A 22493-nucleotide genomic window follows, 5' to 3' on the forward strand; every position below is an offset into this window, starting at 1 on the left:
ATAAAAGTATACAATTTCTACCAATTTAGTAGACTATTCAAATTTGAAAACAGAATTTTTTTATGTTAATTTTTTTTCTGAAGTAAAATTGTAATTATTTACTCTTTCTTTCGACAATTAAAATCGAAACTTTGATTCTTAGATTCAAGCATGTAAATAAAAAGTTATGAAAACCATCAACACCTTTTTTTTTGGTCTTTTTTTCTCTGTTTTAGGAGTGGGGACTACTTTGAGTCAAAATATCCATCAGCATCATCAATGGCAGGATTTACTTGAAACTTATGTGAATACTCATGGAGATGTTGATTATAAGAATTTGAAACAAAATGAAAAGAAACTCGACGCCTACTTAGATCTTCTTTCTAAAAACCCTCCTGAAGACTCTTGGACCAAAAATAAAAAGAAAGCTTACCTTATCAATGCGTATAATGCGTTTACCGTAAAGTTGATTTTAGATCACTATCCCATAGAAAGCATTAAAAATATTGGAGGTTTTTTTAGCAGTCCTTTTACTACAGAATTTGCAAAAATCGGTGGTAAATTATATTCCCTAGATGATATTGAAAAAGGGATGCTTTTGAAAATGGGAGATCCTCGCGTTCATTTTGCCGTGAACTGCGCTTCAGAATCTTGTCCCAAATTGTTGAATGAAGCTTATGTAGCTGCAAAACTCGAAAAGCAACTTGATGCTTCAGCAAAAACCTTCGTAAATTCTGATAAAAATAAATTATCAAAAACTAAAGCAGAGCTCTCTAAAATTTTCAAATGGTATGCTTCAGATTTTGAATCTGAATTTGGGTCAGTAATAAGATTCATAAATATCTATGCAGATGAAACTATAGACGAAGAAGCATTTATAAATTATTTGTCATACTCTTGGGAACTGAATGAAATGTAGCTGGCATGATTAGTATCATTATTCCTGTTTATAATGAAGCTGAAGAGGTTATAAGCAACCTTATACAAATTCAGAATAGAATAAGTTCTTTTGGGTATGTTAAGGAAATTCTCGTTGTGGACGGCGGAAGTAACGACGGAACTTTAGCTTTAATTAATCAGTTTGACGGTATCAAATGCTTGGAAAGTAAAAGAGGAAGATCAAGGCAAATGAACCATGGTGCTAAACAAGCTACTGCAGAAATCCTATATTTTCTGCATATCGATTCTTTTCCACCACAAGATTTTGATAGGCTAATTGAAGAATCTGTTCGAGATGGACACCAAGCTGGATGTTTTAAAATGAAATTTAGGAGTCGACATTCCTGGCTTCAATTTATTAGCTGGTTTACAAAATTCAATGCCAGGTTTTGTAGAGGTGGTGACCAGAGTTTGTTCGTCACAAAATCTCTTTTTGAAAAGGTAGGAGGCTACAATGAAGAGTTTCTGATTTATGAAGATCATGAAATTTTAAAACCGATTTATGACTCTTCTGGTTTTAAGGTGATTCAGCATTCGATTTCAACATCTGCAAGACGTTTTGAAGATAAAGGCATTTTGAAATTACAGATTCTCTTTTGGATAATTTATTTAAAAAAATGGAGTGGGGCTTCATCAGATGAGCTTTATAGCTTCTATATGAAGCACATTAACAACTGATTTTGTTTACCTTAAGGCTCTTGACTTATTTGATAAACTAGTTTTACATCTTAAACGTTGATAGTTTGGTGCAAAAACACATCCTACCGATTAAAGACTGGAAACTAATCTGGAAGAAATCAGTGTTGATGAAACAGTTATAGTTAAGGTTCCAAAAACACGAGAGACTTTTAGTTTTTCTTTTCAGTTGTAAACATTCTTACGTAGAAAGCGTAATTTTTTGATTGGATATTTATCATTTGTTTTTACAAAAAACAATCAAGGTTAATAACTACTCTAACAGTATTATTTGACATTTTGAGAAGAACATTATTTTGAATATAACTACTTTTACTCCCCCAAATAAGCATTAGGAATCGTGTTTTGTTTGCGTATTGGTTATTTTTTCTGTGACATACTTGAAAGCTCAAGACAAATTAGTTCTGTTTTTTTATAGGCTTAAACTCGGGGTTTCTGTTTCAGAAGTTTAAGGTGCTGAGAAAATTAATCCTTTCAGGACACCGATATTGAGTGGTGTGCAGACGGAATATAAATTTATAAAAAGTTGGTAGTCAACCTGAGTTAATTTATACCAAGTGAGGTATTGTAAAAGAGGCAACCCCAATAGAACTCAATTTGATCTTTCTTTGAAATTAGATCATCTAAATCTGCCGATTTTATTTAAATACTTTGTTGTGGAAGGCTTAACTTTGAAATTGGGGTCTGGAATGAGTTATCTTATCAATTCTCAACACAAAACTATAGTAGTGTCTAAGTCTTCTATTTAATAAATTTCAGACCAATTTAAGGACGTAAATTATAGAGCTAATAGTGGAGGTCAATTATAAAATGGAATGAGGCTTTACTATTGGATTTAGATATGATAGAAATTTTATCGTTATCAACAACGGAAATAACCCAGAGACAGGTCAACTCAATACCATTATATGACAGCTCAGTTTTCAATACTTTTTTAAATAATACTAAATACTCAAGAGTCTAAAAAACAGTACCTTTGCAAAAAATTTGAAAATGAAAGATCCTAAAAAAAATAAAACCAATCCAAAGACGTCTCCAAAAGATAAATTCAGTAAGAAAGAAGTTGCGCAGTCCAAAGTAGACAAGCAAATTAAGAATCCAAGTGCGGGCATGCGTCTTAACAAATACATTTCTAACTCAGGGGTTTGTTCCCGTCGCGATGCTGATATCTATATAAAATCTGGCAACGTAACGGTAAATGGAGAGGTGATTATAGAAATGGGACACCATGTGAAGCTAGAGGATGAGGTTAAGTTCGACGGACGTAGAATCAATCCAGAGCCTAAAGCATATGTTTTGCTTAATAAACCCAAGAGCTTTTATGTCACGGGTAGTTACGAAAAAGGGAAGCTTACCGCTTTAGACCTAGTCCAAAATGCCTCTAAGTCTAAACTTGCACCGGTTGGCAAATTAGACACCAGTGCTATGGGACTTATCCTCTTTACAAACGATGGTACGCTGGCTAAAAAACTCTCGGGTCATAAAAATGGAATTCGACAAATTTATCAAGTTGAATTAACTAAGCCTTTAAGAGAATCTGATTTAGAAGTGATTAAAGATGGTCCGTTTATCGAAGGTTCTAAAGTAAAAATTGAAGAAGCGGCTTTTGTCGACAATAGACCAAAAAACATCGTAGGACTTGAACTAAGGAGTCAACGTGCTCATATCGTTCAACGTATATTTAAAAAACTGGGTTATGAGATTGAAAAAATGGATCGCGTGATTTATGCAAATCTCGATAAGAAAAATTTACCTAGAGGTCATTATCGTCACCTTACCAGACAAGAGGTCATCAATTTAGGAATGGTTTAAAACACTCTAATTGGCAATCTTTGTCATAATTTTAATGTTTTGAATTGTCTTGTCTTTTTGATTACTCGGCTCAAAATATAACAGCTCGCAAAGCAACTTATGATCACCAAATGGACAACATTGAATTTATGGAAAGGTAAAACTTTTCTAGTATCTTTTCCGATTTAGGTAATACAATGCTGCTGAGGGTAATGTAAAAAAGATGCGTATAAGTGATAGTAGTTAAAGTTATGGAGGTTACCGCTAATTACTTATAATTCCCTTCTGATTAATTTTATCATCAAGCATTTTGGTTATTAGAGTATTGAAAATCGCGACCTTGTTCCGCAAGTGGTTTTGTTTATGACAGAACTCATTGAAATACCGATTGATGTTGAACTCGCTTACCCATAAATATGTTTCTTTTATCTATGATTTTACCTGATGAATTATGGTGTGCAATGCTTTAAAGTTCTGCCTAATGTTGCTTGGTATTTGGGCAATGTTGAAAGCTTAGGCAAAAGATCCGTATCTTCTCCAAGGGTCTGTCGTGATGAGCGCATCTCTTTAGATGTGGTCCACAGATATATAATTGTAATGAACTTGTCGAAAAGTCCATTATGCTTACCATATACAAAGTTTGACCTTACCCAGATCGGTAAGTTGTAAAGCTTTCGATGCTTTCTTTCTCTTTCTTGACGTCACAGCTACGAAAGATTTCCACTTCCTTATAGCCCCAAGTACAAACTCTACAACATGTACTACGCGATACAAGTGTTTGAAGTAGAAGACCATAGGTGTATGCAGATATTATATTGGCGAGCAAAATCCATCTTAATTTGACAGGCGGTAAGGTTATATTTTAAACACATACATTTGTTCTAATTCTTCAAACTAGAGAGGTATTCCTTGCATTCGAGACTCGTTTTAAACCGATCAGAGAACTCTAGAAGATTTTGATCTTTAAGTGTGCTCAAATTTATTAATTTTAATTAGCCTAGAGTTAAGTATTTGTTGACTGACCTCTTTAATCTTAAACAAATTTGGACCTTTAAATCTTAAAAAGAGATCTATAATTTTAACAAATTATCAGTTTTTTTTTATTCATAAATAAACTTATTTTGCATAATATTATTAGTCTTTTGTCTATTTTTATTCCCTATTACTAATTGAAATAGGTGTTCATTTTTAAAACTATTTTTTTACTTAACTTTAAACCAATAATTACCTATTATAAATGAATACAAAGTATATTGACCTCATAAGTCAAACTTATCAATTTCCTCAGGACGAATTTCAACTTAAAAACGATCACCTGACATTTCACGACATCGATTTGATGGAATTGGTTGAAAAATACGGCGCCCCTCTTAAATTTACCTACTTACCAAAGATTTCTGAAAATATTCACAGGGCTCAAAAGTGGTTTAAAGATGCCATTGAAAAGAATAATTACAGAGCGACTTACAATTATTGCTATTGCACCAAGAGTTCTCATTTTAAACATGTTCTAGATGAAGCCCTTAAAAATGATATTCACATAGAAACATCATCAGCATTTGATATAGATATTGTCAATAGTTTAAAGGAAAGGGGTAAAATCACCAAAGACACTTATGTTATTTGTAATGGCTTCAAGAGAGATCAATATGTCTCTAATATTGCTAATCTCATCAATAATGGACATCAGAATTGTATTCCAGTGATAGATAACTATGAGGAAATCGATTTGTTAACCAAGGCGATTGATAAAGATTTTAAAATAGGTATTCGAATTGCATCAGAGGAAGAACCAAAGTTTGAGTTTTATACCTCAAGGTTAGGAATAGGCTATAAAAATATTATTCCGTTTTACGAAGATCAAATCAAAAACAATGATCAAGTGGAGTTGAAAATGCTTCATTTCTTTATCAATACAGGTATAAGGGATAATGCGTATTATTGGAATGAACTTCAGAAGTGTTTACGTGTATATACTCGCCTAAAGAAGGTATGCCCAAGTTTAGATAGTCTCAATATTGGTGGGGGTTTTCCCATAAAAAATTCACTGGCTTTTGAATATGATTACCAATATATTATTGAAGAGGTTGTTAGTCAAATTAAATTAACTTGCGAAGAAGAAGAGGTGCCTGTCCCTCATATTTTTACGGAATTTGGTAGTTTTACGGTTGGTGAAAGTGGAGGTGCCATTTATGAAGTCCTTTACCAAAAACAACAAAATGATCGTGAAAAATGGAATATTATTAATTCTTCTTTTATCACAACTTTACCCGATTCTTGGGCGATTAGTAAGCGTTTTATTATGCTAGCTTTAAACCGTTGGAACGATAGATACGAAAGAGTCCTACTGGGCGGCTTAACCTGTGACAGTGATGATTATTACAATTCGGAACAACATGTGAATGCTATTTATTTGCCTAAGTATGAAAAGGAAAACCCACTATATATAGGCTTTTTCAATACTGGAGCCTATCAAGAAACCATAGGTGGTTTTGGCGGATTGCAGCATTGTTTGATTCCAAGTCCAAAACATATTTTAATTCAAAAGAACGATGACGGAAGTCTGTCAACGAAACTATTTAGTGAACAACAAAAAAGTGAAGATTTACTCAAAATTTTAGGTTATCATGGCGTTTAAAACAAATTATGCAGGAATTCCAGACAAGTATGCCCGTATCGACGAGGCGAAAGTTATTCTAATTCCAGTTCCTTATGATGGAACAAGCTCTTGGCAAAAAGGAGCAGATAAAGGCCCTGAGGCTTTTTTAAAAGCTTCGGAAAATATGGAGTTGTACGATATTGAAACCCGTACTGAAGTCTATAAAAAGGGTATTTATCTTGCGCCAGCAGTTTCAGAGAATAGCTCTCCAGAAAAAATGGTTGAGGCAGTGCATAAAACCACTAAGAATTACATCAATCAAGATAAATTCGTCACTATTTTTGGAGGAGAACATTCGGTTTCAATAGGAACCATAAGGGCTTTTCATGACCATTTTCCAGACCTTACTGTTCTTCAATTAGATGCTCATGCAGATTTGAGGCCCTCTTATGAAGGGAGTACTTGTAATCACGCTTGTGCTCTTCATGAAGCCAGCAAAAAAGGGAACCTTCTTCAAGTAGGTATTCGGTCTATGGATGTTTCTGAAGTAGAACATATGGACGAAAATCGCGTTTACTTTGCTCATGACTTATATGAGGATTGGACTGAAGATGCCATTGGGCAAATGACCCCTAATGTTTTTATAACGATAGATCTAGACGCTTTTGATCCTTCTATTATGCCTTCTACAGGAACTCCCGAGCCAGGTGGACTTTTTTGGTATGAGACTTTAGAATTCTTAAAAGAAATTTTCAAAAAGAAAAATGTGGTCGGATTTGATATTGTTGAGCTCTGTCCCAATGAAAAGGATAAATCTTCAGACTTTCTTGCTGCGAAACTTTATTATAAAATGTTGAGCTATAAGTTTAAATATGAAGATGGATATAAAGAGGATGAGGAGTAGATTTTAAAGGTTTGATAAATAGAAAAGAGAAAAGAGGAAAAAGAAAAAAGAGAATAGAACAAAGAGAGAATAGAACAAAGAGAGAATAGAACAAAGAGAGAATAGAAAAGAGAAAATAGAAAAAAGAGGAAAAAGAGAATAGAACAAGGAGGAAATAGTAAAAGAGGATAGAGAGAGAATTGAACAAAGAGAGAATAGAGGAAAATAGAACAAGGAGTTTAGGGAAAAGAGCAAGGAGGAAATAGAAAAAGGTGTGTAAAGAGTAAGAAATGATTTAAGTACTGATGAAAATTTAAAGTTGAGTGTATTATTTTAAAATCACTTCTAATGGCTAAAAGGCACAACTATAAAAATTTGACTATTTGGAAATTGGGTCTTGAAATTGCTTTCAATATTTCTGATATTATAAAAAAGTTCCCTGAAATTGAAAGATTTGCACTCTCTGATCAAATGAATCGTTGTTCGATTTCTATACCGAGTAATATAGCAGAAGGCTCCGCTAGAAGTCAAAAAAGCTTTAAATATTATGTAAATATAGCAATGGGTTCTTCTTTTGAATTAGTCACACAATTAATTATTGCCAAACATAGAGCATATATTACAGAAGCCGAATTTGAAATGATAGAGGCTAAGATTGAGCATTTTCAACGAATGGCATCTGGTTTTCAAAATCAACTTTAAGTTAGGGAGAAGGACGGGAGAAGAGAAGAGAAGAGAAGAGAAAAAAGAACAAAGAAGAGAGCAAATGTGAAAGTACAAGGAGAAAAGAACAAAGACTAGAAGAGAAAAAAGGTGGAAGAACAAAGAAAATAGAAAAAAGAACAGAGAAGAGAGCAAAGGTGAAAGAACAAAGAAAATAGAAAAAAGAACAGAGAAGAGAGCAAAGGTGAAAGACCAAGGAGAAAAGAACAAAGACTAGAAGAGAAAAAAGGTGGAAGAACAAATAGAAGAGAAAATAGAAGAGAACAAGGACAAAGAAAGACAGAGAATAAAGAAAATAGAGTAAAGAAGTTAGCCAATAAAAAAATTAGAGTTTTTTAAAAAGATATTGAATGGCTAAAATCTACATCTTTTTGAAATTTAAATACAACTATTAAAGTCCTTTTTCTTTGTTCTATTATCTTTTCTATTGTTTAAATTATATAAAAAAAATATGGGTAAACCTATTACAGACTTTATTGAAAAGTACTTTCTCCATTTTAATGCGGCAAGCCTAGTAGATGCTGCTAAAGCATACGGAAAGCAATTGGAGGGAGGGTCAAAGATGTTGGTATCTTTAGCTGGGGCTATGAGTACAGCCGAACTTGGTAAAATATTTGCTGAGATGATTCGTCAGGACAAGGTACATATCATTTCTTGTACTGGGGCTAATTTAGAAGAAGACGTCATGAACTTGGTGGCTCATTCTCATTATAAGCGTGTTCCAGAATACAGAGATTTAACCCCCAAAGATGAGTGGAATTTACTAGAAAAAGGTTTAAATCGAGTTACCGACACCTGTATTCCAGAAGAAGAGGCCTTTAGACGTATACAGAAGCATATCGTAAAAATCTGGAAAGAGGCTGAAGCTAAAGGAGAACGCTATTTACCTCATGAGTATTTGTATAAACTTCTGCTTTCTGATGTTTTGGAGGAGCATTACGAAATCGATCTTAAAGATTCTTGGATGTATGCAGCTGCGGAAAAGAACCTGCCTATTGTAGTTCCAGGATGGGAAGATAGTACGATGGGGAATATATTTGCTAGCTATGTCATGAAAGGAGAGCTTAAAGCATCTACGGTTAAATCTGGGATTGAGTATATGACGTTCCTAGCCGATTGGTATACCGAAAATTCTAGACAAGGTATAGGATTTTTCCAGATTGGTGGTGGTATTGCTGGTGATTTCCCAATTTGTGTAGTTCCAATGCTTTACCAAGATATGGAAAGAACCGATACTCCTTTTTGGAGCTATTTCTGTCAAATATCAGATTCAACGACAAGTTATGGGTCGTATTCTGGAGCAGTTCCAAATGAGAAAATCACTTGGGGAAAACTGGATATAAATACTCCGAAATTCATTATTGAAAGTGACGCTACTATAGTAGCACCGTTAATTTTTGCTTACCTATTAGAGATGTAATTTTAGTTATCCTCCTTGCTAACCGTACTTAATACCAATTTATTTATGCGACATTATAAATTTAATTTGGTACAAGACCTTCAGAACTCATCTTCACTATTGATCTTGATTTTAAATGGAGGGGTATTTTGATGCTTATTTCCTGAGAGCTTATAATTAACTTTGCACTAAATCTATTTAATTTTTTTTGTCAAGATTTTCTTCTGAAGTTAATTGATATTAACCCAAATTACTTTTATATGTCCGCCGAGAATTCTCCCAAAATTGAACAAATTGAGTTAAAATATCTCTCCTTAAAAGATTTTGAAGCTTTAAAAGAAGTCTTTATTGAAATTTATGGAGATGCTCCAGATGCGTATTGGAAAAAGGATGAGTTGAGGGGTTTGATAGATGTTTTCCCTGAAGGTCAAGTGGTGATTTTAATCAACGGAGATTTAGCTGGTTGTGCTTTTTCGATAATAGTAGACTATGGAAAGTTGTCTGATCACCATACTTACGATGATATTGCTGGGGATAGTAAATTTAAAAACCACACGGAATTTGGGGATATGCTTTATGGAATTGATGTTATCATAAAAAAAGAATATCGAGGTTTAAAGCTTGGAAGACGCCTTTACGACTACAGAAAAGAATTGACGGAGCAGCTTAACCTCAAGGGAATTGTCTTTGGTGGGAGAATCCCTAATTACTATAAGGTTTCTCATGAAATCACTCCCAAAGAGTACATCCAAAAAGTGAGAACTAAGGAAATAGACGATCCCGTCTTGAATTTCCAATTGTCCAACGACTTTAGGCCTGTACGGATCTTATCGAACTATCTAGATGGAGACAAAGACTCTAAAGAATATGCAGTGCTAATGCAGTGGGATAATATCTATTATGAAAAACAAACCAAAGTCCCTACCAACCAAAAAAGTGAAGTAAGGATTGGGTTGGTGCAATGGCAGATGCGTTCCTATAGCAGCTTGGAAGAATTACTTCATCAGGTTGAGTATTTTGTAGAATCGCTTTCGGGTTACCGATCGGATTTTGCTTTGTTTCCGGAGTTTTTTAATGCGCCTTTGATGTCGAAGTATAATCACTTGAGCGAGCCTGAGGCAATTAGAGAATTGGCTAAGTATACAGAACCTATCAAAAATAAAATGTCCGAATTATCTATTGCTTATAACATTAATATTATTTCAGGGAGTATGCCTGAAATGATTAATAACAAGCTATATAATGTCGGCTATTTGTGTATGAGAGATGGCAGCACAGAGCGCTATGAGAAGATACATGTTACTCCAGACGAAGCCAAGATTTGGGGTATGCAAAAAGGAAGTGAGTTTAAGGTTTTTGATACCGATTGCGGTAAAATAGGGATCTTGATTTGCTATGATGTTGAGTTTCCGGAGCTTTCTAGGATTTTGGCTAAAGAAGGGATGGATATTCTTTTTGTTCCTTTCCTAACGGATACTCAAAATGGATTTTCTCGAGTTAAACTTTGCGCTCAAGCTAGAGCAGTAGAAAATGAATGCTATGTGGCTATAGCAGGAAGTGTAGGTAATTTACCTAAGGTCCATAATATGGATATTCAATACGCTCAGTCTGCAGTCTTCACCCCTTCAGATTTTGCGTTTCCTAGTGATGGGATCAAAGCTCAGACTACGCCAAATACAGAAATGATATTGATTGCCGATGTAGACCTATTAGCTTTAAGAGAACTCCATAACTTTGGGAGTGTCAAAAACCTAAAGGATATTAGAAACGATCTGTATACGTTGACCAGAAAGGAGTAGGGTTTTAATTTCTTGTTATTTTCAATTTGATAAAGGGTATAACGTTGGTTTTTATAGATTGATCTGTTTTCTGTATTTTAGTCATTATTAAACGATGAATTATGGATTGGACATTGAAGAATTTAGGTTTTTTTTTACTGAGTCTCACACTAGGGTCTACAGCTTCTAAGGAGAATATAGCTGGAGATTGTTTTTACGATTTGAGTGAAATTGTAGGATTTCCTCAAACGACTTGCAAGCCAGATCCGAATTACAGCTATTCCACAGATCCAGACTACTTAAACAACTTTTCAGAATTAATTGTGCCTTTAGTGTTTTGGGGAATTAATCAAGATGATGGAAGTAATGATGATTTTTTGACTGAATCTAAAGTTCGAGAGTCGGTGGATCTCTTAAATTCTGCTTTCGCAGACATGAAGATTTGTTTTAAACTTCAAGAATTGAAGTATGTCAATGACTCTGAAATCTATTGGACAGATTATTACAAGTTTAATAAATATATCCGTGAAAACGACTATTCCAAACCTGCAGCTTTGAATGTTTATATCCCCTATAGATTTACTAATAATGATAATAGCTTAAGAGGAGGAAAATGGTCCGCAAATCAATTTGCAGTTAATATGCTAAATTATAATACGGGTATACTCCCTCATGAAGTGGGTCATATTTTGGGGCTACTGCACACACATGCAGGAGCAAAAGCAGTTAATTGTGAACAGGTTATTAGAGATGAAGAAGATCCAGATTACAATGCCAGATGCTCTGGGGATAGAGTTACAGATACTAACGCTATACCAAGTCTTTATGGTAAGTTCCACTTAATAGACACCCATTGTGAATACGTTGGAAATCTAGTGGATTGTAAAGGAACACCTTATACGATTTCAGAACAAGACGTACGCAACTTTATGGCTTACACTCAGCATTTCTGCAGGTCGGTATTCACTGTTGGTCAAGGTATAAGAGTAAGGGAGTTTATAAAAAACAAAAGAGCTCTAAAAAAGTTGGAGTTTGTAAGCAATAAATAAAATAGGCGTGTTGAAATTTCAATACGCCTTTTTTAGTTATAGCAAGATAACTCTAGTCTCTTCCTAGATAAATACTTATGAAATATAATAAAGTAGCTAACGAACCTATTGCTGCAACTACATAAGTTCTAGCAGCCCATTTTAAAGAATCTTCAGACATTTTGTACTCTTCTTGATTCACTATATTGTGATCTTTTAGCCAAGCAAGGGCTCTATTGCTAGCATCATACTCTACAGGTAATGTAATAAAGCTAAAAAGAGTTCCCAGTCCAAACATGATAATTCCAGCTAGTAGAACCATTTGGCCAACACCCACAGAAACCATAGTCATTAATATAAGACCTCCAAAAATGACCCATTGACTCCATTGCGAAGCTACACTCACAAGGGGGACAAGTTGACTCCTCATTTCCAGCCAAGAATAGGCTTTAGCATGTTGTACAGCATGACCTACCTCGTGAGCAGCAACAGCTGCAGCTGCGGCATTTCTTTCGTTGTAAACACTTTCGCTGAGGTTGATTGTTTTTTTTGTGGGATGATAATGATCGGTTAATTGTCCTGGTGTTGAAATGACTTTCACATCATAGATATGATGATCTTCTAGCATTTTCTTGGCGATTTCTGCACCACTCATTCCATTCTGAAGTTGAATTTTAGAATATTTTTTAAATTTCTTCTTTAGTGTGTTACTCACGTACCAGCTCACAAGTAGTATGGCTCCAATTAATATATAGTATCCCATCATTTCGTTATAGTTTTTATAATAATTATTTCATCAAAAGTTTGACCAAAACCTCATTTGTCATGTCTATTTTTCAAATATAAATTCCAAAGTTTCTAGATCTGCATTTTCATTATCACTACTCCCAAGGTCAAGATATTCGTTCACCTGAGCTCTAGTGATAGTAAATTTTAAAAGGTCGTTGTCAAGCTGAACAGAAACACGTTCTGTTGTTGTAGAATTATCGATGGTGGTAGTGGCTGTCAAAATTCCATTTTCTAAACCATAACTACCGGTGTTGAGAGTATCTGTGCAGCTGATTTCATTATTATTTTCTCCTATAAAATCAAGTTTTGGATAAGTAAAGGTAAAGGTGTCATTTTCAAAATTAATCGCCATGGTTGAAAAGCAATCGGTTTCAAGCCTTAGATTTGTATTTGAAATTCCATCGTTATTTAAGTCTGTAGGTTCATTTGCATTTAGTTCAACCAAAAACCAATCCCCTTGAATATCACTTTTGGATAATGCTTGAGGAGTGTTATCGTCGTTGCTACATCCCAAAAGAATAAAGCTTACTAAAAGGGTATAAACACACTTTATTAATTTCATAAGTCAATTTATTTCAAGCTAAAGTACTATCTAAATACTTGAAAATAAATACACTTAACAAAATATTCTAGAGCATACCTTGCTATATAAATTTATAATCGTAAATTTGCAAACTTATTTTCATGACATTGAAAGTAAAAGGAATGTTTAATTATTTAAAAATTTAAGTGTGGATACATTAAGTTACAAAACGGTTTCTACCAACAAATCAACTGCAGATAAGCAATGGGTTGTTGTAGATGCCGCCGGACAATCTCTTGGACGTGTATCTTCTATTGTTGCCAAATTTTTGAGAGGTAAGTACAAACCTAGTTTTAGCCCTCATGTAGACTGTGGAGACAACGTAATTGTTGTTAACGCTGAAAAAGTCAACTTGACAGGTAAGAAGTGGGACTCAAAAAATTATATCCGATATACAGGATATCCAGGTGGACAAAGAAGTTTAACAGCTCAAGAAGTATTTGACAAGAGCCCAGAGCGTCTTGTTGAAAAATCTGTAAAGGGAATGCTGCCTAAAAACAAATTAGGTTCAGCATTGTTTAGAAATCTTCGAGTCTTTACAGGCGAGGAGCACAGTTTAAGTGCTCAAAAACCAAAAGAAATTAATATAAACGAACTAGTGTAAATGGATACAATTCACAAAATTGGCCGTAGAAAAACAGCCGTAGCTAGAGTTTATCTTTCTGAGGGTAAAGGTGAAATTACAGTTAACAAGAAAAAAGTTAGCGAGTATTTTACAACAGGACCTTTACTTTATAAAATAAATCAAGCCCTTATATTGACAGGGAATGAGGATAGATTTGATATCAATGTAAATGTCTTTGGTGGAGGTATTACCGGACAAGCAGAAGCTATCAGACTTGCCTTATCCAGAGCAATGTGCGAGCTAGACCCAGAAAATAGAACTACTCTAAAACCAGAGGGATTACTTACTAGAGATCCTAGAATGGTTGAGCGTAAAAAATTCGGTCAGAAAAAGGCAAGAAAGAAATTCCAATTCTCAAAACGTTAATCGAGAATTTCCTTCACAAATTGAAATTATTAACAGTTCAATTTTTTGTTGTTATCTGGAGTGCAAACCCAGAGTTAGTTTAGCATCTAAATGAATAAGGTCACTATTAATTGCAACTTATTTATTGCTATCCCAACAGAAGAACGTAAACTAAAACAAAAATGGCAAACCCAATAGTAGTCAAGGATTTACTTGACGCTGGTGTACATTTCGGACACCTTACCAGACGATGGAATCCAAACATGGCTCCCTATGTATACATGGAGCGTAATGGTATTCACATCATCAACCTTTACAAGACAGTTGCTAAAATGGAAGAAGCTGGAGAAGCTCTTTCTAGAATTGCAGCAAGCGGAAGAAAAATACTTTTCGTCGCTACCAAAAAACAAGCTAAAGAAATTGTAGCTCAAGAATCTCAAAGAGCTCAGATGCCTTATATCACTGAAAGGTGGCCTGGTGGAATGTTGACAAATTTTGTCACCATTAGAAAATCAGTCAAAAAAATGGCAACTGTAGACCGTATGAAAAAAGACGGAACTTTCAATTCTCTTTCTAAAAAGGAAAGATTGCAAGTTGACAGGATGAGAGCTAAGCTTGAGAAAAACTTGGGGTCTATTTCAGAAATGTCTAGATTACCTGCTGCAATATTCGTTGTAGATACTTTAAGAGAACATATTGCGGTAAAAGAAGCACAAAAATTAAACATTCCTGTTTTTGCATTGGTAGATACTAACTCTAATCCTAGAGATGTAGATTATGCTATCCCTGCTAATGACGATGCTTCAAAATCTATCCATAAAGTTATGTCTTATATGACAGACTCTATTCTTGAAGGTTTAAACGAACGTAAAGACGGTAAAGACAGCGGAGAAGACAAACCTGCTAAAGCTAAAAAAGAAGCTAATGCTGATGAGAAGCCAGCTAAAGCCGAGAAAAAAGCAACAGCAGTAGAAGAAGCTCCTGAAAATAAAGCTAAAGAAGAAACTAATACTGAAGCCCAACCAGCAAACGCTGAAGAAAAAGCGGCAGTAGTAGAAGAAGTTCCAACTGAGAAAGCTGAGCCCAAAAAACCAGCTGGAGAAGAGAATAAAGCTTCAGAATAAAATAGACTAAACTATAAAAAGTCGCTTAGGTTTATGCTTAAGCGACTTTCATGTTAACACAAAATACATATATCATGGCAAAAATTACGGCTGCTGAAGTCAATAAGCTAAGAAAAAGCACTGGTGCTGGAATGATGGATTGTAAAAAAGCTCTTGTAGAAAGCGAGGGTGATTTTGACAAGGCTATCGAAATTTTAAGAAAAAGAGGTCAAAAAGTAGCAGCAAAAAGGGCAGATCGAGATTCTTCTGAAGGTGCTGTTATTGCTTGTGTAAACGATGATGCTACTAAAGGTGCAATCGTTTCTTTAAACTGTGAAACTGATTTCGTTGCAAAAAACGATTCGTTTACAAAAATGGCTCATGATTTCGCAAACTTAGCACTTGGTGTTGAGACGAAAGAAGAGTTGCTTAAACTAGATTACAACGGAATTACAGTTGAAGAAAAATTAACTGAACAAACCGGAGTCATTGGAGAGAAAATTGAAATTGGAGATTTTAGAATTTTAAAAGCAGCGTTCGTTGGGTCTTATATCCATGCTGGTAATAAAATTGCAGTTTTAACAGGTCTTTCTAAGTCCGCTGAAGGTGCAGAAGAGGTTGCTAAAGAAGTTTCTATGCAAGCTGCTGCCATGAATCCAGTAGCACTAAATGAAGCAGGAGTCGATCAAACTACCATAGATAAAGAGATCGAAATTGCAAAAGATCAATTGAGGCAAGAAGGGAAACCTGAAAATATGCTAGACAAAATTGCTGAAGGAAAAATTAAGCGTTTCTTTAAAGACAATACTCTTGTGAATCAAGATTTTATCAAGGACAATAAAACGTCTGTTGCCCAACACGTTAAAACATTGGGTGATGTTGAAATTGTAGCTTTTGAGAGAGTTGCTTTAGGATAATCTTACAGTATAAATACAAAAAGCCCTTTCGTGTTTGCGGAAGGGCTTTTTTTGTGGGTAAAAATGAGGAACATAACTCATTTATCAGAATAAGATAATCCCTATATTTGCAAAACTTTATTTAAAAATTTACCATGCAGTATAAACGTGTTTTACTTAAACTCTCTGGAGAAGCTCTTATGGGCAATCGTAAATATGGAATTGATCCTAAGCGATTAGACGATTACGCTAAGGAGATTAAAAGTATAATCAATAAAGGGGTGGAAGTCGCGATTGTAATAGGTGGAGGTAATATTTTTAGGGGTATAGCTGGAGCTAGCAAAGGTATGGATCGAGTTCAAGGGGACAATATGGGCATGCTTGCTACTGTAATTAATGGTCTTGCCTTACAGAGCTCTTGTGAAGATAATGGAATGCAAACTAGGTTACAGTCTGCTATTAAAATCAATGAAGTTGCAGAACCTTTTATAAGACGTAAAGCGATAAGACACCTAGAAAAAGGAAGAGTAGTTATTTTTGGTGGAGGAACGGGTAATCCATATTTTACGACAGATTCTGCTGCTGTGCTCAGGGCTATAGAAATGGAAGCGGATGTGATTTTGAAAGGAACTCGAGTAGATGGTATTTACACATCAGATCCAGAAAGCAATACTGATGCCACAAAATTTGATTTTATCAGTTTTGATGATGTATTAAAAAAAGGCTTGAAAGTGATGGATACCACTGCATTTACCTTGAGCCAAGAAAATAAATTACCCATCATAGTGTTTGATATGAACACCCCAGGAAATTTATTGAGAATTATCTCTGGAGAAAATATTGGAACTAAAGTTAATTTATAGAATTAAATGTCATGAATGAAGAAATAGAATTTATTATAGATAGTACCAAAGAATCCATGGAGCAAGCTATCCAACATTTAAGAAAACAGTTGGCAAGCATTAGAGCAGGGAAAGCAAATCCTTCGATGCTATCTTCGGTAATGGTTCAATACTATGGGGCTAAAACACCTATAAGTCAAGTGAGTAATATCAATACTCCAGATGCTAGGACGTTGACCATCCAACCCTTTGAAAAAAGCATTATCAAAGATATTGAAAAGGGTATTATGAATGCTAATTTAGGATTTAACCCGATGAACAATGGGGAAAGTGTTATCATAAACGTACCTCCACTAACAGAAGAAAGGCGTCTTCAACTTTCTAAAAAAGCCAAAGCTGAAGCTGAAGAGGCTAAAATTGGTGTTAGAAACGACAGGAGAAACGCTATGAATGAGATTAAAAAAGCAGACCTTCCAGAAGATGTTCAAAAAGATACTGAAGACGATATACAGAAATTAACCGATTCTTTTATTGAAGAGATTGATAAAATCTACGCGAGTAAAGAAAAAGAAATCATGACCGTTTAATCTCAACGGACAATTCGTTTTATAAGTTCAGCATTTGAAAATTCAATATCTCTTCACGTTTTCACTATTCATCTTTGTGTTGAGCTCCAATGCTCAATCTATAGTTTCAGGAAAAATTGTTGAAAACACAATAAAAGAGTCCCCCATCTCTAACGCTGTTTTGATGACCAGTCAACAGCGTTATTTTTTTTCCAACCATGCGGGAGAGTTTAGATTTGAATTGAATCCCAGTGAGCATGTCGACCAAATCTTGGCGAAAGGCTTTTTGGTTTATAATCAGGAAAATCTCTCTTCTCTTATCAAAATGCAACCTTCAGAAGCCTCAACAGGAACACTTCTTAAAGGGTCAAAAATAGCTGAAGTAACCAAACGGCAAGTAGCTTCTATGAACTTTAAGTTCAAGAGTTTTAGTAAGACGGTAATCAGTAACGGAGCTCCAGATTTTGTATTAAGAAAAGACTTGGATTTTAGATTAACTCAGAGTAGGGGTCTTCAGCAAAAAATAAATGCAATAGGAGTAGAAGGTCTTGAAGGGGTAGTTCCACAAATGGTAAATAAAGACATCCACTTTTTTAATTGGTTTCAAACTTATATTAAAATTTTCGAAGAGCAATTTGTCTCTCCATTCAATACCTTGAGCAAAGTCAATTATGAATTTTATTCGATTTATGAAGATGCTCAATTAGAAATCATAAGTATTGAGCCCCTATCAAAAAGATTTCAAAGATCGTTTAAAGGGGTGCTAGTTTTAGATAAATCTTCCTTGAAATTCAAAAAAATTCAAGTCACTCTCAATGCAGATTACAAGTTGTCGCTGTCAACTGAATTTGATGATAAGTTAGGATTACCAGTATCCACAGAGCTATCCATTTCCCCAGGAGATGGAGGGGAAAAAGTATCATTTTTTGAAGGAGGTTTAGATTTTGGCCGTATACAAAAGAAAAATCCTAAACACGATAAGGCTGAATTAGTCCACCAGCAGATTTACTTTGACTACAAAAGCGGAGATACTGTAGCCCCTTTCCTTAAGCAACTAAGTAAAATCCTTGAGGATCGAGATTATACTGTTCCATATGCGTATTGGGAGGAATTGAATTATGACTTCATAAAAGGAAAAGTTCTTGATACATTAGCTTTAAGGCTATATGTCGACAAGGAAAATGTAAAGAATCGAGTTAAGAGAATTTCAGCATTTGATGCAGGCTATTTTCCTGTAGGTAGTGTCGATGTGGATCTAACACGCTTAATAAAGCTGAATAATTACGAAGGCTTGCGTCTTGGGTTAGGTTTACAGACCAATCAATCTTTTTCTGAAAAGTATAGGATAGGTGGGTTTACAGCCTATGGAACTCAAGATGGTAATTTTAAATACGGACTTAATGTAGGGAAATTACTCAATGCCGATACAAGCACATGGCTAAATGCTTTTTACGATAACGATATTGAAGAAGTCGGTGCTAATAGTTATCTTACAGACCAACGCGTCTATTCCCTTTTTGAACCGAGGCTGGTTAATATTACCTTTTTTTATAAGTATAAAAAATACGGGCTAAGTTTGCAGCACAACTTTACACCCCAGTTGATGTCGGAGTTGAAAGTGGATAAAAATAACATCTCCCAAACACGAGCATATGCTTTTGAAAACGATGGGAATTTATTTGAGAATTATAATTTAACAACAGCGACTTTTGGGTTGAGGTGGACGCCCAACACTACCTATTCTAAAGTTGGTGAAAGAATCTATATCGATGATGAATTCACCCCAGAAATTACGGCACAGCTAAGCCAAAGTATTGAAGGGGTTTTGGACGGTGACTTCAGTTTTACAAAGCTTAGTGCAAAAATAGATTATGATTTTCAACACAGCTGGGGGAGTCTATCTAGCATAGAGCTTGGAGGTGATCTGGGATTTGGCGACATCCCTTTAATGCACACGTTTCATGCTTTCCCTAATAGTCCAAATAAGCCGACAGTGTTGAATAGATTTTCAGTAGCTGGTGTAAAAAGTTTTGAAACTATGTATTTCAACGAGTTTTTCAGCACCAAATTAGCAACGCTTCATCTTAAACATAGACTCGCTCCTTTTAAACTTTCGAATACAATCCAACCAGAATTAGTTTTGATTTCTCGACATGCTATTGGTGATTTTCAAAACCCAGAACTTCACCAAAATATTGCTTTCAACACCTTATCCCAAGGGTATAACGAAGCAGCACTAGAAATTAATAAATTGTTTTTTGGGTTTGGTTTGAGTTTTGCCTATCGCTATGGGGCTTACCATTTGCCAGAATTTGAAGATAATCTTTCGCTTAAATTTACTTTCTATCTAAAGCTCTAATTTTGAAGTGGTTTACACATTTGATTTTTTACATTTGCAAACTCAGATTATAACTTATGCATAAGGTGTTTAGCTTTGGATTTTGGAATTTTATCGCTAGTAGGATTCTTAGGAATAGGATTGTCATTATTCTTATTCTTCTAGGATTAACTGTATTTCTAAGTATGCAGTGGCAACATATTCAGTTTTCTTATTCTGAAGCTAATTTGCTTCCAGATGATGCCCCTATCAATCAACAGTATGCAGACTTTGAAGAGAAATTTGGATCTGATGGTAATGTGATTATGCTAGCCACAGATGATGAGGATTTATTTACGTTGGAAAAGTTTAAAGCTTGGAAAACACTATCAGATACTCTTGCTACTTTTCCTGAAATAAAATCCGTTATTGGGATTCATAATCTTCAAGAATTGATAAAACTTGAAAATCCTAAGCGTTTTGAAATGCAACAGATTTTAAGTAAAAGTACTGATTTTTCAAAACAACAACTGGAAGCCTACAGCAAGTCTCTTTTTACAGATTATCCTTTTTATGATGGACTGATCTTCAATTCTAAAAATAAAACAGTGCAAACTGTAGCGTATATGCAAGATAGCATAGTCAACGCTCAAGGGCGGAAGGTATTTATCATGGAGAAGTTTGTTCCCTTGATAGAGTCGTTTAAGAAAAACCACACTATCGAGCTTCATGTTTCTGGGATGCCCTACATACGAACTCTCAATTCGCAAAATATTGTAGATGAAATCCAATGGTTTGTATTAGCGGCTTTATTGGTAACCTCCTTTATATTCTTTTTCTTTTTTAGGTCATTTCGCGCCACATTAATTTCAATGTTAACCGTTATCATTGGTGTGATGTGGGCCTTTGGATTTATGGGTATTCTAGGTTTCGAAATTACGGTTTTAACGGCCGTCATCCCCCCACTTATCATTATTATAGGGATTCCTAACTGTATTTTCTTGATCAATAAATACCAGCATGAAATCAAAAAACATGGTAACCAGGCAAAGTCTCTTCAGCGTGTAATCACTAAAATTGGAAATGCTACACTGATGACCAATGTGACTACGGCTTCGGGATTTGCAACCTTCATTTTCACTCAAAGTGAATTACTAAAGGAGTTCGGGATATTAGCATCCATCAACATTATTGCCATTTTTATTTTGAGTCTTCTTATTATACCTATTATTTATAGTTACATGCCACTGCCCAATGATAAGCACTTAAGACATCTTGGTAAACAATGGATAGAAAGCTTTGTAGAATGGATTGTGAAAATGGTAAGGGATAAGAGAATTACTATTTACTTTACCTCTGTTGCCGTTTTAGGGATAAGCATCATAGGTATTTTCAATATTAAAATTTCTGGTAGCTTACTAGAGGATATGCCACAAAATGCTGAATTCTTCAAGGATATTAAATTCTTTGAAGATAAGTTTGATGGGGTTTTACCACTAGAAATAATGATCGACACTAAAAGGCCTAATAGTGTGATTAAGTTATCAACTTTGAAAAAGATGGATCAATTAGCCTCTGAAATTGTTGATATAAAAGAGCTTTCTGCGCCATTATCGGTTGTTAATCTGGCTAAATATTCCAAGCAAGCCTTTTATAATAATAACCCCAAGTATTACCAATTACCAACCTCTCAAGAGCAAACTTTTATGTCGCCTTACCTCAAAAGTATGGAAAATATGAAAGGAGCTGGAATAAGTTCATACGTGGATTCAACCGGACAATACGCGAGGATGACCATGTTTATGAAGGATGTCACGACAGAGGAAATCAAAAAAATTGAAGAGCGGCTTTTACCCGAAATTCAAAAGATATTTCCAGAAGACCGTTATGAAGTGACTATGACAGGAAAAGCTCTGGTTTATCAAAAGGGGACACATTATTTGGTAGACAATTTAGTGTTATCCCTTTCTTTAGCTATTTTGCTTATTGCTCTATTTATGGCCTGGATTTTTCGTTCTTTTAGGATGATCTTGATTTCACTTATCCCCAATTTGCTGCCTTTATTAATGACAGCTGGTATGATGGGTTTTCTAGGTGTTCCTATAAAGCCGTCTACAATTCTCGTCTTTAGTATAGCGTTTGGGATAAGCGTAGATGATACCATACACTTTTTGGCAAAATACAGGCAAGAGTTAAAGGCTAACCACTGGAAGATTAAGCGGTCTGTATATTTATCTTTAAGGGAAACTACTGTAAGTATGTTTTATACCTCTATCGTTTTATTCTTTGGTTTTTCAGTGTTTATGATCTCAAGTTTTGGAGGAACCGTTGCCCTAGGAGGCTTGGTTTCTGCCACGCTCCTCTTCGCTATGCTAGCAAATTTATTGTTGTTACCTTCACTATTATTGTCATTGGAACGGAGTATTGCCAACCAAAAAACAATGAAAGAGCCACAGATGCAAATCATTGATAATGATGTAGATGACCGTAAATCTAGCGATAACACAGATTAAAGATTTTTAATTAGTGCTTCATTAAACTTTATTTTTTAATTAGCAATTAAACTAAACAATTCTAAATTTTATTTATATTATATTTGTTTTAACCATATT

At 34.8% G+C, this 22493-nt stretch carries 19 protein-coding genes and 1 pseudogene; 17 read left to right on the forward strand and 3 right to left on the reverse strand.

Going from position 1 to position 22493, the window contains the following annotated elements; translation table 11 throughout:
• Positions 1–166: 166 nt before the first annotated feature.
• The 3 genes from P700755_RS10545 to P700755_RS10555 all read left to right on the forward strand — a co-directional run bounded on the left by P700755_RS10545 (position 167) and on the right by P700755_RS10555 (position 3426).
• On the forward strand, positions 167–898 hold the full coding sequence (locus P700755_RS10545) for a DUF547 domain-containing protein (protein ID WP_015024654.1): 732 nt from the start codon (positions 167–169) through the stop codon (positions 896–898).
• Positions 899–903: 5 nt separating this feature from the next.
• On the forward strand, positions 904–1596 hold the full coding sequence (locus P700755_RS10550; protein ID WP_015024655.1) for a TIGR04283 family arsenosugar biosynthesis glycosyltransferase: 693 nt from the start codon (positions 904–906) through the stop codon (positions 1594–1596).
• Positions 1597–2607: 1011 nt separating this feature from the next.
• Positions 2608–3426 (forward strand): pseudouridine synthase, encoded by an 819-nt coding sequence (locus tag P700755_RS10555; RefSeq protein ID WP_015024656.1) that lies wholly within the window; start codon positions 2608–2610, stop codon positions 3424–3426.
• 243 nt (positions 3427–3669) lie between these two features.
• Here P700755_RS10555 and P700755_RS20270 read toward each other — a convergent pair.
• Positions 3670–4382, reverse strand: a pseudogene (locus tag P700755_RS20270) (IS1595 family transposase).
• A gap of 260 nt (positions 4383–4642) precedes the next feature.
• On the opposite strand from P700755_RS20270, the gene P700755_RS10560 reads away from it, so the two are divergent.
• The 6 genes from P700755_RS10560 to P700755_RS10585 all read left to right on the forward strand — a co-directional run bounded on the left by P700755_RS10560 (position 4643) and on the right by P700755_RS10585 (position 11836).
• Positions 4643–6043: an arginine decarboxylase gene (locus tag P700755_RS10560; protein ID WP_015024657.1), complete on the forward strand. Its 1401-nt coding sequence runs from the start codon at positions 4643–4645 to the stop codon at positions 6041–6043.
• Positions 6033–6908 (forward strand): agmatinase, encoded by an 876-nt coding sequence (gene speB, locus P700755_RS10565; protein WP_015024658.1) that lies wholly within the window; start codon positions 6033–6035, stop codon positions 6906–6908. The genes P700755_RS10560 and speB overlap by 11 nt, the downstream gene beginning before the upstream one ends.
• A gap of 354 nt (positions 6909–7262) precedes the next feature.
• Entirely contained in the window at positions 7263–7589 is a 327-nt protein-coding gene (locus P700755_RS10570; protein WP_425357611.1) for a four helix bundle protein, read from the forward strand.
• Positions 7590–8061: 472 nt separating this feature from the next.
• Positions 8062–9030 carry a deoxyhypusine synthase family protein gene (locus tag P700755_RS10575; RefSeq protein WP_015024660.1) on the forward strand — a complete coding sequence of 323 codons (969 nt, stop codon included), beginning with the start codon at positions 8062–8064 and terminating at the stop codon, positions 9028–9030.
• A gap of 239 nt (positions 9031–9269) precedes the next feature.
• Positions 9270–10808, forward strand: coding sequence for a carbon-nitrogen hydrolase family protein (locus P700755_RS10580; RefSeq protein ID WP_015024661.1), 1539 nt, complete (start codon positions 9270–9272; stop codon positions 10806–10808).
• A gap of 101 nt (positions 10809–10909) precedes the next feature.
• Positions 10910–11836 (forward strand): M43 family zinc metalloprotease, encoded by a 927-nt coding sequence (locus P700755_RS10585; protein WP_015024662.1) that lies wholly within the window; start codon positions 10910–10912, stop codon positions 11834–11836.
• Between the two features lie 52 nt (positions 11837–11888).
• Here the strand turns inward: P700755_RS10585 and P700755_RS10590 are convergent, their stop codons facing one another.
• Positions 11889–12581 carry a zinc metallopeptidase gene (locus P700755_RS10590; protein WP_015024663.1) on the reverse strand — a complete coding sequence of 231 codons (693 nt, stop codon included), beginning with the start codon at positions 12579–12581 and terminating at the stop codon, positions 11889–11891.
• A 63-nt stretch (positions 12582–12644) separates the two neighbouring features.
• Complete coding sequence (locus tag P700755_RS10595; protein ID WP_015024664.1) at positions 12645–13166, reverse strand: DUF5004 domain-containing protein; 522 nt, start codon at positions 13164–13166, stop codon at positions 12645–12647.
• Positions 13167–13335: 169 nt separating this feature from the next.
• Between P700755_RS10595 and rplM the strand changes: the two genes are divergently transcribed.
• From rplM to P700755_RS10635, 8 genes are all read left to right on the forward strand, one after another.
• Positions 13336–13791 (forward strand): 50S ribosomal protein L13, encoded by a 456-nt coding sequence (gene rplM, locus P700755_RS10600; RefSeq protein WP_015024665.1) that lies wholly within the window; start codon positions 13336–13338, stop codon positions 13789–13791.
• Positions 13792–14178 (forward strand): 30S ribosomal protein S9, encoded by a 387-nt coding sequence (gene rpsI / locus P700755_RS10605; protein WP_015024666.1) that lies wholly within the window; start codon positions 13792–13794, stop codon positions 14176–14178.
• A gap of 161 nt (positions 14179–14339) precedes the next feature.
• Complete coding sequence (gene rpsB / locus P700755_RS10610) at positions 14340–15281, forward strand: 30S ribosomal protein S2 (protein WP_015024667.1); 942 nt, start codon at positions 14340–14342, stop codon at positions 15279–15281.
• Positions 15282–15355: 74 nt separating this feature from the next.
• Positions 15356–16177 (forward strand): translation elongation factor Ts, encoded by an 822-nt coding sequence (gene tsf, locus P700755_RS10615; RefSeq protein WP_015024668.1) that lies wholly within the window; start codon positions 15356–15358, stop codon positions 16175–16177.
• Between the two features lie 134 nt (positions 16178–16311).
• A complete protein-coding gene (gene pyrH / locus P700755_RS10620) occupies positions 16312–17019 on the forward strand; it encodes a UMP kinase (protein WP_015024669.1) in 708 nt (235 codons plus the stop codon).
• 11 nt (positions 17020–17030) lie between these two features.
• Positions 17031–17585, forward strand: coding sequence for a ribosome recycling factor (gene frr, locus P700755_RS10625; RefSeq protein WP_015024670.1), 555 nt, complete (start codon positions 17031–17033; stop codon positions 17583–17585).
• Positions 17586–17619: 34 nt separating this feature from the next.
• Entirely contained in the window at positions 17620–19923 is a 2304-nt protein-coding gene (locus tag P700755_RS10630) for a DUF5686 family protein (RefSeq protein ID WP_015024671.1), read from the forward strand.
• 56 nt (positions 19924–19979) lie between these two features.
• Positions 19980–22394: an efflux RND transporter permease subunit gene (locus P700755_RS10635; protein WP_015024672.1), complete on the forward strand. Its 2415-nt coding sequence runs from the start codon at positions 19980–19982 to the stop codon at positions 22392–22394.
• Positions 22395–22493 lie beyond the last annotated feature (99 nt).

The organism is Psychroflexus torquis ATCC 700755 (genome assembly GCF_000153485.2).
Classification (GTDB): Bacteria; Bacteroidota; Bacteroidia; order Flavobacteriales; family Flavobacteriaceae; genus Psychroflexus; species Psychroflexus torquis.

What these genes read in the sequence shown, in the direction of transcription:
- P700755_RS10545 (WP_015024654.1), top strand. Translation starts at nt 167, where the DNA reads ATGAAAACCATCAACACCTTTTTTTTTGGTCTTTTTTTCTCTGTTTTA.
- P700755_RS10560 (WP_015024657.1), top strand. Translation starts at nt 4,643, where the DNA reads ATGAATACAAAGTATATTGACCTCATAAGTCAAACTTATCAATTTCCT.
- P700755_RS10580 (WP_015024661.1), top strand. Translation starts at nt 9,270, where the DNA reads ATGTCCGCCGAGAATTCTCCCAAAATTGAACAAATTGAGTTAAAATAT.
- P700755_RS10590 (WP_015024663.1), bottom strand. Translation starts at nt 12,581, where the DNA reads ATGATGGGATACTATATATTAATTGGAGCCATACTACTTGTGAGCTGG.
- rpsB (WP_015024667.1), top strand. Translation starts at nt 14,340, where the DNA reads ATGGCAAACCCAATAGTAGTCAAGGATTTACTTGACGCTGGTGTACAT.
- P700755_RS10550 (WP_015024655.1), top strand. Translation starts at nt 904, where the DNA reads ATGATTAGTATCATTATTCCTGTTTATAATGAAGCTGAAGAGGTTATA.
- P700755_RS10585 (WP_015024662.1), top strand. Translation starts at nt 10,910, where the DNA reads ATGGATTGGACATTGAAGAATTTAGGTTTTTTTTTACTGAGTCTCACA.
- speB (WP_015024658.1), top strand. Translation starts at nt 6,033, where the DNA reads ATGGCGTTTAAAACAAATTATGCAGGAATTCCAGACAAGTATGCCCGT.
- frr (WP_015024670.1), top strand. Translation starts at nt 17,031, where the DNA reads ATGAATGAAGAAATAGAATTTATTATAGATAGTACCAAAGAATCCATG.
- rpsI (WP_015024666.1), top strand. Translation starts at nt 13,792, where the DNA reads ATGGATACAATTCACAAAATTGGCCGTAGAAAAACAGCCGTAGCTAGA.
- tsf (WP_015024668.1), top strand. Translation starts at nt 15,356, where the DNA reads ATGGCAAAAATTACGGCTGCTGAAGTCAATAAGCTAAGAAAAAGCACT.
- P700755_RS10555 (WP_015024656.1), top strand. Translation starts at nt 2,608, where the DNA reads ATGAAAGATCCTAAAAAAAATAAAACCAATCCAAAGACGTCTCCAAAA.
- P700755_RS10595 (WP_015024664.1), bottom strand. Translation starts at nt 13,166, where the DNA reads ATGAAATTAATAAAGTGTGTTTATACCCTTTTAGTAAGCTTTATTCTT.
- P700755_RS10635 (WP_015024672.1), top strand. Translation starts at nt 19,980, where the DNA reads ATGCATAAGGTGTTTAGCTTTGGATTTTGGAATTTTATCGCTAGTAGG.
- P700755_RS10575 (WP_015024660.1), top strand. Translation starts at nt 8,062, where the DNA reads ATGGGTAAACCTATTACAGACTTTATTGAAAAGTACTTTCTCCATTTT.
- pyrH (WP_015024669.1), top strand. Translation starts at nt 16,312, where the DNA reads ATGCAGTATAAACGTGTTTTACTTAAACTCTCTGGAGAAGCTCTTATG.